Here is an 11416-nt window from a genome sequence, read left to right as displayed (position 1 = left end):
GACTTATGCGATCGCTCGATCGTGTCGTACAGCGTTTCAACTTCACCAAATACGGCGTTTACCTCGCAGTCTTTGCGCGATGCCATCGCACAAGAATCACCAGATCAAGGATTGGTTGTGCATACCGATCAGGGATTCCAGTACCAGCATTCCAGCTGGCGCACACTTATCGCGGGTATCGGTGGTACACAGTCGATGTCAAGGAAAGGAAACTGTTACGACAATGCGGTGATGGAAAACTTCTTCGGGCACCTCAAGTCAGAGATGTACCACGGTGAATCATTTACCAGTGTAGAGGAGTTCTACCACGCAATTGATGAATACATTCGTTGGTACAACCATGAACGCATCCAGAAACGACTCAAGGGCCTGACTCCGGTGCAATACCGGAACCAGACCCTAAAGCCTCTAACCGCCTAGAATTAAACCAGTCCAACTTTCGGGGGCAAGTTCAAGGGTACCGGGGCGTTGCGAAGTCTACGCAGCTAACTTAGCGCGTGAACTTAACGCTGGATGTGGCCGGTTGGGCGGACGATGCCGAAGCGGTGCATCGTCACAGACACAGCCTGCTCCAGCAGGTAAGGAAGCAGCTCGCGACGGCCGTCGGCAAGAACTTCCCAGTCAATGATGACCGACTCGGACTTCACGGCCGCACGGTAAGCCTCTGGCTCTACCTCGCCGATAGCACGCACGCGGGTCGATGGCACACCGCCGAGCTCAGCAGCGAACTCATTGGTGTTAGCGACCTGGCATTCGAAGCCCATGTCTTGCAGCTCTTCGGCGATCTCGCGGGTTGCAGACATGTTCAGCTTCACGCCGGTGATCTCGGAAGCCAGGATCTGGCGTGCTACCTCGCGTGGCTTGTAACCTTTGCCGACGCGCACGCGCAGGCGCTCCCAGAATGGGCGGTAGCGGAAGATATTGGCCTCCGATACCAGACCGGTGTAGTCGTTGGAGCGGCCGAACTCGTTGTGCCAGTTCTTGGCATCCAGCTCGGCAGCGCGCCACAGCCAGTTGATGTCGTCGTCAGACAGCTGGGAGTCCAAGCGCTCGGACAGGTCCTTGAGCAGACGGGTGATCCGTGGGGAGATTTCCACCTTGTGGTGTTCCAGCTTGCCCTCGGACCAGGTACCGAACTGACGAACGTAGTTTGGTCCACCAGCCTTCGCGCCAGGTCCCAGCACGGAGTTCTTCCAACCACCGAAGGACTGACGCTGCACGATAGCGCCGGTGATGCCGCGGTTGACATAAGCGTTACCAACCTCGACGTTTTCCATCCAGTACTCGACTTCGTCGTCGTTCAGCGAGTGGATGCCGCCGGTCAGGCCATAGCCAGTGGAGTTCTGCCATTCGATGGCTTCTTCCAAGGTCTCGGCGTACATGATGCCCAGGACTGGACCGAAGCACTCGTTCTGGTGGTACCAGGAACCTGGCTGCACGTTGTCCCGGATACCAGGCGACCACAGGGTGCCTTCTTCGTTCAGCTTCTCTGGTTTCAGCAGCCACTTCTCACCAGGCTCCAAGTAGGTCAGGCCGCGGTAGAGTTTCTCGGTTGGCTCTTCGACCAGACCGTTCATGGTGACGGAGATGTCAGTGCCGAAGCCTGGCTTGAGAGTCTTGACGGCGTCGACCAGTTGGTTCTTAACGCGGTCGGAATCCTTCAACGAACCAACCAAGATCGCCAGCGAGGATGCCGAGCACTTCTGACCGGAGTGACCGAAGGCGGACTTGTAGAGATCTTGTACAGCCAAGTCTGGGTCGCAGGCCGGGGTGATGATCATGGCGTTCTTACCGGAAGTCTCGGCGTAGATGTTCATCTCCGGCTTCCAGGAACGGAACAGCGCACCGGTATCGGAGGCGCCGGTCAAAACGACAGCATCCGTCTTGTCGTTCGAGATCAGGTGCTTACCAGCTTCGCCCTCGTCGGCGTTGACCAGCTGCACCAGGTCAGGGTTCTGGCCAGCGGCTTCCAGGCCGGCGCGCACGGCGTCGACGGCGACCTTGGCACAGTGCACTACCTGCGGAGCAGGCTTGATGATGACCGCGGAACCAGCAGCCAGGGCAGCGGTAATACCGCCGACTGGGATCGCGATTGGGAAGTTCCATGGCGGAACGATGACGGTCAGCTTGTTCGGGGTGAATACCGACTGGGTGCGATCCAGCGCGATAGCCTGCTGGCCGTAGTACGTAGCGAAGTCGATGGCCTCAGAGATTTCTGGGTCCGTCTGATCGACGGCCTTGCCAGCTTCCCACGCAGCTACGGAAATCAGCTTGCCACGGGCTTTTGCCAGCTCATCGCCGACGGAGTTCAGGACCTCGCAGCGCTCAGCGCCGGATAGGGCTGCCCAGTCGTCGGCAAGACCCACTGCGGTGTTGATGGCCTCATCAACCTCGGAGGTTTCGGTGACGGACTTGACGCCGTGCTCGCCTGGGTTGGACGCCAAAGCTTCCAAAGCCCATTCGCGGTTCGCGCGCAGAGATGGGTCGGTGTCTGGCTCGTTGATGAAACGGCCAGTGTTCGGGGTTTGGCGGCCGGTTTCATTGTTGCGGTCCTGCTGACGACGCTGGCCAGCGAAGGTCTTCCAACGATCACGCACGGAGGCATGGAAGCGTTCCTGCTGATCTTGCATTGGGGTTTTGCCCTTGTCGCTGGCTTCGTCCGGCGCGAACAGAGCATAGAGGAAGTTCTGCGATTCGGCGTTTTCTTCCAGACGACGCACCAGGTAAGACACGGCAACGTCGAAGTCTTTCATGTGCACAACTGGGGTGTACAGGATCTGGCGACCGACGACGTCGTGGACAGCCTTGGCCTGTGCTGGGGACATGCCAGCCAGCATCTCGGCATCGATCTGGCGGGATACGCCACGCTTCTCGGCTAGTTCTACGGCCAAGCCCATGGTGAATAGGTTGTGGGAAGCAACACCAATGCGGATGGCGTCGGCATATTCCTCACGCAGGATGTAGTCCAGCAGACGGATGTAGTTGGCATCGACTTCTGCCTTGGACAGGTAAGGGGCCAGTGGCCAGCCGTGTACCTCGGACTCAACGCGCTCCAGCGACAGGTTGGCGCCTTTGACGATGCGCACCTTGATCGGAGCACCACCGTTTTTCACGCGCTCAACTGCGAATTCTGCAAGTTCCTGCAAAGCTTCGAAAGCATCCGGCAAATATGCCTGGACGACGATGCCAGCCTCCAGGTTTTTGAACTCGTCTTCGGAAAGGAGCTCCTTGAACAAGCGGATGGTCAGGTGGAGGTCGTGGTATTCCTCCATGTCCAGGTTGATGAAGACCTGCGGCTTGCGGCTAATGGCCTCGCGGTACATCGGACGCAGACGGTCCTTCAATCGCTCCACGGAACCATCGTGATCCCAGTGGTTCAGCTGGGCACACAGCGAAGAAGCCTTGACCGAAACGTAGGTAACGCGTGGGTTGCGTACCAATTCCATGGTGCGGTCAAAGCGGGACTTGGCTTCTTCTTCACCCAGTACGGCTTCGCCCAGCAGGTTCAGGTTCAGATCCTGGCCGCGCTCAGCTGCGTCGTCCAGCATCTTGTTCAGGGCGTCGGACTCTGCATCCAACACCAGGTGGCCGACCATCTGGCGCATGCGGCGACGAGCGACTGGCATAACCAGGTTAGGCAGGATTGGGCCGAAAAAGCCGCCGGCGCCGACCATGAGGGCATCGATCTTGCTCAGGAATTCTGGGGATTCTGCCAGCTCAGCCAGTGCTTCTGCGGCTACCTTATTGTCTTCTGGGCGCATGACGCGGTCGACGAAGTCCATGGTGAAGCTGACACCATCCGGGTCACGCACCATGTCTGCGAGCTGCTCAGTGGAACGCGAGGATTCGCCCTTGGTGACCTTCAGCCACTCATGCGCGCGCTCTACTGCAGCGTCGACGCAAGCCTCGACGTCTTGGCTGTCTTGTGGGGGAGTATAAGCAGTCTTGTTAGCTGTCATTATTTATCCTTCTCAGGTGTTGAGTCTCAATCGGCCCCAGAAGCGCCAAGAAATCAGGCTGACTTCGGGCGCTCGTGCGTATTTGAGAAGCGTTAATGCTCAGAAAATATGGCATTTAGATATGCCACCTATCGGCTACTCTACTCACACTTCTGACTGTGATGGGAATTTTAGAAACGTGTGATTTTTCACCCTTTTTTCTGGGTTTCGGCGCGGTTTTTGTGTCCTTGTGGTGCAGGTTTTAGCGACTTTTCTCCTGACGGGAATAAACCTTGAGTGCGGTTAGTTATGAAATATGAGTGAGGTTGACTCAAGAAAGTTGGCATGACGAAAAACCGTCTGCTACAGTCTCGCTTGTAGTTGAGTCACTGGCAATCAAGTTCAGTAATTTCAAGTAATTCGAACGCACAATTCGCACTAAGGAGAATTCAGTAATGGGACGCGCAGTAGGTATTGACCTCGGAACCACGAACTCCGTTGTTTCCGTCTTGGAAGGCGGAGAAGCGAAGGTTATCGCGAACTCGGAAGGTGCTCGCACCACCCCATCGATCGTCGCTTTCGCAAAGAACGGCGAGATCCTGGTTGGTCAGTCCGCCAAGAACCAGGCGGTTACCAACGTTGATCGCACCATCCGTTCGGTCAAGCGCCACATTGGTACTGACTGGACTACCGAAATCGACGACAAGAAGTACACCCCACAGGAAATCTCGGCTCGCACCCTGATGAAGCTGAAGCGGGATGCGGAATCCTACTTGGGTGAAGACGTCACCGACGCTGTTATTACTGTTCCTGCTTACTTCGAGGACGCACAGCGTCAGGCCACCAAAGAAGCCGGCCAGATCGCAGGCCTGAATGTCTTGCGTATCGTCAACGAGCCTACTGCCGCTGCACTGGCTTATGGCCTGGAAAAGGGCAAGGAAGAGCAGACCATCCTGGTATTCGACCTAGGTGGCGGCACCTTCGACGTCTCCCTGCTGGAAATCGGCGACGGCGTCGTTGAGGTAGTTGCTACCGCTGGTGACAACAGCCTGGGTGGCGACGACTGGGACCAGCGCATCGTCGACTGGTTGGCAGAGAAGTTCAAGCAGTCCAACGGTATTGACCTGACCAAGGACAAGATGGCCCTGCAGCGTCTGCGTGAGGCTGCTGAAAAAGCCAAGATCGAGTTGTCCTCGGCGCAGCAGGCATCGATCAACCTGCCATACATCACCGTCGACGGTGACAAGAACCCATTGTTCTTGGACGAGACCCTGACCCGCACCGAGTTCCAGAAGATCACCCAGGATCTGCTGGACCGCACCAAGAAGCCATTCAACCAGGTCATCAAGGATGCAGACTTGGGAATCGGCGACATCAACCACGTCGTTTTGGTTGGTGGCTCCACCCGTATGCCAGCGGTCGCTGAACTGGTTAAGGAAATGACCGGTAAGGAGCCAAACAAGGGCGTCAACCCAGATGAGGTCGTTGCTTCCGGTGCTGCCCTGCAGGCAGGTGTCCTGCGCGGTGACGTCAAGGACGTTCTGCTACTGGACGTCACCCCACTGTCGCTGGGTATCGAAACCAAGGGCGGTGTGATGACCAAGCTCATCGAGCGCAACACCACCATCCCAACCAAGAAGTCCGAGACCTTCACCACCGCGGAAGACAACCAGCCTTCCGTGCAGATCCAGGTGTTCCAGGGCGAGCGCGAAATGGCGCAGCACAACAAGCTGCTGGGATCCTTCGAACTCGGCGGCATCGCACCAGCACCACGCGGTGTCCCACAGGTTGAGGTCACCTTCGACATCGACGCCAACGGTATCGTGTCCGTTTCCGCGAAGGACAAGGGCACAGGCAAGGAAAACACCATCAAGATCCAGGAAGGCTCCGGCTTGTCCGATGAAGAGATCGATCGGATGGTGAAAGACGCCGAGGCACACGCTGAGGAAGACAAGAAGCGTCGTGAAGAGCAGGAGACCCGCAACAACGCGGAAAACACTGCTTACCAGACCCGCAAGTTCCTGGACGAGAACGGCGAGAAGATCGATGAAGAGACCAAGAACAAGGTCACCGAAGCCGCTGATGCCGTCGACGAGGCACTGAAGGGCGACGATATCGAGGCCATCAAGTCCGCCGTCGAGAAGCTGTCCACCGAATCGCAGGCTATGGGCCAGGCTATGTACGAGGCCGAGGCCGCACAGGCACAGGCTGATGGTGAAGCCGGCCAGGCTGGCGGCAATGACGACGTCGTCGATGCTGAAGTTGTCGACGAGGACGATGCCGACAACTCCGACGAGAACGCAAAGGGTGACAAGTAAATGAGCAACCGGGACGAGATGCCGGATAACCCCGGTTCCCCGGACGCGACCGACCCGGAGGCTACCTCTGCCGCACAGGCAGAAGCCGCCGCGGATGCCGCCGAGGCAACCCAGCAAGAAACTGGGCAGCCATCCGGCGGAGCCGGTGCGGAAGGTCTGGCCGATGACGTCGCTGTGGAACCAGAGGTTGATGAAGTCGAAGAGCCAATCAGCACTGCTGAAGACGAAGCAGCAGAAGCCGAAACTCCTGAACAGGCACTGCAGCGAGAGTTGGACGAACGCACTGATGACCTCAAGCGGCTGAATGCGGAATACACCAACTACCGCCGCCGTAGCGACCGGGAGCGCCAGAGCGTTTCTGAGTCCGCGAAGGCTTCGGTACTGTCCGCACTGCTGCCAATCCTGGATGATCTGGAACTGGCCAAACAACACGGTGACCTGGAAAAAGGATCCCCACTGGAGAAGTTCGGATCTAAATTCCGCGAAACCTTGAAGGGCCAGAACCTGGTGACCTTCGGCGAACCAGGTGAGGCTTTTGACCCGGAGATCCACGAGGCTGTGCAGGATCTCTCCAGCGGTGGCGAACAAGTCGTCGGCACGGTTCTGCGTAAGGGCTACAAGGTGGGAGACCGCCTAGTGCGCAACGCCATGGTGATCATCGCTGATCCAGAAGGCGCACAGTCTAGTGCGGACGAGTCCGCGCAGGCAGACGACAATCAGTAAACAATGAGGAAGGAGGGGACGAACCATGTCCCAGAGTGAATGGGCCGATAAGGATTATTACGGGGACCTAGGCGTTTCCTCCGATGCCTCAAAAGCTGAAATCCGTAGCGCCTACCGTAAAATTGCCCGGGAAAACCACCCAGATACCAACCCGGACGACGAGCAGAAACTCGCCAAGTTCAAGGCGGCAGCGTCTGCCTACGACGTGCTTGGCGACGAGAAGAAGCGCAAGGAATACGACGAGTTCAAAGCGATGCTGCGTGCCGGGGGCGGCAGGTTTGGAGGCGCCGGCTTTCCCGGCGGGTTTCGCCGCTCGTCGCAAAGCCAAGACGGCTTCTTCTCGGGCGGGGCGCCCGGGGCTGGTGGATTTGGAGGAGCATTTGAAGACGGCGGTCTGGGTGACATCTTCGGCGGCCTCTTTAACCGCGGCGGTGCTGGTGGGCACCAAGCTCGGCCGACGCGGGGCGCCGACGTCGAAACCTCCATTACGCTCGACTTTCGAGAAGCTGCGAAAGGCACGACGATCCCGCTAGAGCTGCGGGGCAACGCGCCGTGCACTACCTGCCACGGCTCCGGATCAAAATCCGGTAAGCAAGCCACCTGCGGACAGTGCAACGGCACCGGTTACACCAGTGAAAACCGGGGAGCATTCGGCTTCTCCCAGCCGTGCTCGAACTGCGACGGCACTGGTTCCAAGATCCCCGACCCCTGTGAGACCTGCTCGGGAAGCGGAACCGTGAACCGAACCCGTTCAATTACCGTGCGGATCCCGGCCGGTGTCGTCGACGGGCAAAAGGTGCGTTTGGCGGGCCAGGGCGAAGCTGGGCCGCAAGGCAAACCATCCGGCGACCTGTTTGTGTCCGTGAGCGTGCGGGAAGACAAGGTCTTTTCCCGCGAAGGCGATGACCTGCTGATCACGGTGCCAGTGTCCTTTGCGGAGCTAGCACTCGGCGATACGATCACGGTGCCGACCCTGGATGCCCCGGTTCGGGTGAAAATCCCGGCAGGTACTGCTGACGGCCGCACCCTGCGGGTTCGTGGGCGCGGCATACCGAAATCTTCGGGAAAACACGGTGATTTGCACGTGAAAGTACAGGTCACGGTGCCGACGAATTTGGATGACGCCGCAAAATCCAGCTTGCGCACCTACGCACAAGCAGAAAAAGATTCCGGTTTCGATGCCCGCGCCGGTTGGGCCGGGAACCCGAATAAATAACGACAAGCGACCACAGGAGGTGACAACACCATGGCGAACGATTCGCACGAGGAATTCCGTGAAGAATATCGCGAGGTCTTCGTTATCTCCGTGGCTGCTGAATTATCCGGCATGCACGCGCAAACTCTGCGCACCTATGACCGGATGGGGCTGGTCTCACCCGCGCGCACCCGTGGTGGCGGGCGCCGGTATTCGCAGCGTGACATCGCGATGCTGCGCAAGATCCAGCAATTATCCCAAGATGATGGCGTTAACTTGGCCGGAATTAAAGCCATCATTGAACTGACCGAACAACGTGATGCGCTCGCCGAAGAGCGTGACGCGTTGGCGGCAGAAGTCGAAGAACTGCGCGGACAGCTGCGCGCTGCCTCCGCAGCAAACCGTGCTCCCGCGAACGCAAGCAAAGGCGAGTTGGTACACGTCCCGCGGTCTTCTGCCGTGGTGATGTGGGAGCCGCGCTCGTCCCGCCGCGGGCGTGGACGCCGGAATTAGCCCAGCCAACGTGCCCCCTGATAACCCCGCAGAAACCTGGTGAATTTCCACCCTCTGGTTTCTGTGGGGATATTTTATTCTGCAAAACCTTTCTTTATGCCCCGGATCACGCTATGATGTCGTAGTACATCGGCACGCCGTTGTGACCGCATTCATAATGTGCGGGGCAAATGTGCAATACACCGCGCATTAGTTGCAACGGCTGCACCATCTGGAAGAAAGGTGTCACCCTCATGACCGTGTACGCAAACCCAGGCGAAGAAGGCTCCATCGTCGACTTCAAAAAACGCTATGACCACTTCATCGGTGGCGAATGGGTAGCGCCCGCAGAAGGCCAATATCTGGAAAATATCTCACCGGTCAACGGCAAAGTTTTCTGTGAATTCGGCCGCGGTACCAAAGCAGACATCGAACGTGCATTGGATGCCGCGCACAAGGCAGCACCAGCTTGGGGGAAAACCTCAGCGGCAGAGCGCTCCAATATTTTGCTACAGATTGCCCAGCGTATTGAGGACAACCTGGAAGAACTCGCGGTAGCAGAAACCTGGGAAAACGGTAAGGCTGTACGCGAAACCCTGGCGGCGGATCTCCCGCTGGCCGTAGACCACTTCCGCTACTTTGCCTCTGCTATCCGCACCCAAGAAGGCCGCCTTTCACAAATCGACGACGACACCGTCGCCTACCACTTCCACGAGCCACTCGGCGTCGTCGGCCAGATCATTCCGTGGAACTTCCCGATCCTGATGGCAGCCTGGAAACTGGCCCCGGCCCTGGCCAGCGGTAACGCCATCGTATTGAAGCCAGCAGAACAAACCCCGGTCTCTATCCTGTACTTGGTGGACAAGATCGCGGATCTGCTGCCACCTGGTGTGCTCAACATCGTCAACGGCCTCGGCGACGAAGCCGGTGTGGCGTTGACGTCGTCGGACCGCATCGCGAAGATCGCGTTTACGGGGTCCACACCCGTCGGCAAGATGATCAACAAAGCTTCGGCAGAAAAAATCATCCCAGTTACCCTGGAACTTGGCGGAAAATCGCCGTCGGTGTTCTTCCCGGACATCATGGACAAAGACGACGAATTCCTGGACAAATGCCTCGAAGGGTTTACCATGTTTGCGCTGAACCAGGGCGAGGTGTGTACCTGCCCATCGCGCGCATTGATCCACGAAGATATTGCCGATGCTTTCCTGGAACGTGCACTTGAGCGGGTCAAGCAGATCAAGATCGGTAACCCGTTGGATACCGAGACCATGATGGGAGCCCAGGCATCCCAGGAACAGATGGACAAGATTGTCTCCTACCTGAAGTCCGGACCAGAAGAAGGCGCAGAAACCCTGATCGGTGGCAACGTCAACGAGGTCATCGGCGGCGGCTTCTATATCGAACCAACCGTGTTCAAAGGCACCAACGATATGAAGATTTTCCGCGAAGAAATCTTCGGGCCGGTGCTGTCCGTGGCCACATTCAAGGACTACGACGAGGCCATCAGGATCTCCAACGACACTGACTTCGGTCTGGGCAGTGGTGTGTGGACGCGCAACGGCAATATCGCTTACCGTGCCGGACGTGATATCCAAGCCGGTCGTGTGTGGGTGAACCAATATCACAACTACCCAGCGCACTCGGCATTCGGCGGCTATAAGCAGTCTGGTTTGGGCCGGGAAAACCACCTGATGATGCTCGGACACTACCAAGAAACCAAGAATGTGCTGGTCTCTTATGCCGAAAACCCCGTCGGTCTGTTCTAAATCTGGTCACTCTGGGCCTGCCAAGCCCCGGCGGCGCGCGAGTTCTGCAAAACCGTCGAGGTAGGCTTCATCATTGAAAAACCCGCTGTGATCGCGCATCCCGTCCCCCGGCCAGGGCTGGGCACCAAAGGTGGGTGCGGCTGGGTTCACCCCAAATAACCCGCCATTGGAATAAGCCATCCCGCTGACCGGATCTAGTGCGCGCCGGGCAGCATGAACCTGCGGATTATCACCCCGCAGGTTCATTTCTTCTGTGCTGGCCAGACCCGTGCCAGGCGAACCAACGAACAACACGTCGTCGGCACGCATCGGTGCTGGGCCACCAGCCGCGTTGCCGACCACCACCGATCCATAGGAATAGCCGACGACCGTGACGTGGTGGTTCGGGTAGCGCTGGTCGATGTCGGCAAGAAACTCCCGCAACTGCGGCCCCGCGGTTTTTGCTGCGCCTGTAGACGTACCGCTGAGCAGTTGATCTGGGGCATCGTAGCCGTAGACCACACCCGTGCCGCCCATCGCCGCTGCTTGGGTGCGGGCGCGCTCGATTTGTCCACCGATACTTTCATTGCCGTCCGAGCCCACGCCGGGAACGAATACTACCAGGTTATCGGTCTCCTCCGGAGGTGGGCCGACCATGCCTGCCCAGTGCTTATCGGATACTTCCAACAAGCGCAGATCGGGGTGATCTACGGTTTGCGCTAAGAGTGGATCGGGCGCACGGCAGGCTTGGATGGTGTGAATATCATCAACGTCCAGGTCGACGGCACCGTCAGGTCGGGAACCGCCAAGTGCGGAGGGCAAAAAATCTCCTAAACGATGCGGCAGGTGCTGCGAGCCGAAGCAAGCGGCCTCAATAGATAAGGCACATGCGGCGTCGATGCTTTTGCCGATGAGCTGGATGGCCCGCAGCACCTGTGATATCGCCGGGCCGGCAGGAACCGCATTTATGGTTGCGGTCGCGATGCGTTCCAGGCGCCCGGC

The 11416-nt window shown here is 58.2% G+C and carries 8 protein-coding genes; 6 read left to right on the top strand and 2 right to left on the bottom strand.

Annotated elements, in window-relative coordinates:
- Positions 1–420, top strand: a 420-nt coding sequence (locus A5774_RS01805) for an IS3 family transposase (RefSeq protein WP_156519522.1), incomplete at its 5' end; no start/stop codon positions are given.
- A gap of 83 nt (positions 421–503) precedes the next feature.
- Here the strand turns inward: A5774_RS01805 and A5774_RS01800 are convergent.
- On the bottom strand, positions 504–3959 hold the full coding sequence (locus A5774_RS01800; RefSeq protein ID WP_023018455.1) for a bifunctional proline dehydrogenase/L-glutamate gamma-semialdehyde dehydrogenase: 3456 nt from the start codon (positions 3957–3959) through the stop codon (positions 504–506).
- Positions 3960–4393: 434 nt separating this feature from the next.
- On the opposite strand from A5774_RS01800, the gene dnaK reads away from it, so the two are divergent.
- The 5 genes from dnaK to A5774_RS01775 all read left to right on the top strand — a co-directional run bounded on the left by dnaK (position 4394) and on the right by A5774_RS01775 (position 10435).
- Entirely contained in the window at positions 4394–6256 is a 1863-nt protein-coding gene (gene dnaK / locus A5774_RS01795; protein ID WP_023018454.1) for a molecular chaperone DnaK, read from the top strand.
- Positions 6257–6979, top strand: a complete 723-nt coding sequence (gene grpE, locus A5774_RS01790) for a nucleotide exchange factor GrpE (RefSeq protein ID WP_023018453.1) — start codon at positions 6257–6259, stop codon at positions 6977–6979. It begins immediately after the preceding gene.
- 25 nt (positions 6980–7004) lie between these two features.
- On the top strand, positions 7005–8195 hold the full coding sequence (gene dnaJ, locus A5774_RS01785) for a molecular chaperone DnaJ (RefSeq protein ID WP_021351977.1): 1191 nt from the start codon (positions 7005–7007) through the stop codon (positions 8193–8195).
- 30 nt (positions 8196–8225) lie between these two features.
- A complete protein-coding gene (locus tag A5774_RS01780) occupies positions 8226–8687 on the top strand; it encodes a heat shock protein transcriptional repressor HspR (protein ID WP_021351978.1) in 462 nt (153 codons plus the stop codon).
- 233 nt (positions 8688–8920) lie between these two features.
- Positions 8921–10435 (top strand): aldehyde dehydrogenase family protein, encoded by a 1515-nt coding sequence (locus A5774_RS01775; protein WP_023018452.1) that lies wholly within the window; start codon positions 8921–8923, stop codon positions 10433–10435.
- Positions 10436–10441: 6 nt separating this feature from the next.
- On the opposite strand, the gene A5774_RS01770 is transcribed toward A5774_RS01775, so the two are convergent.
- The coding region (locus A5774_RS01770; protein WP_064833140.1) for an alpha/beta hydrolase at positions 10442–11416 on the bottom strand (975 nt) is incomplete at its 5' end.

It is taken from the genome of Corynebacterium sp. EPI-003-04-2554_SCH2473622 (assembly GCF_001665955.1).
Lineage (GTDB): Bacteria > Actinomycetota > Actinomycetes > Mycobacteriales > Mycobacteriaceae > Corynebacterium > Corynebacterium pseudodiphtheriticum.
Note: the sequence above shows the minus strand (reverse complement) of the source record. Positions and strands in the feature narration are given on the sequence as shown.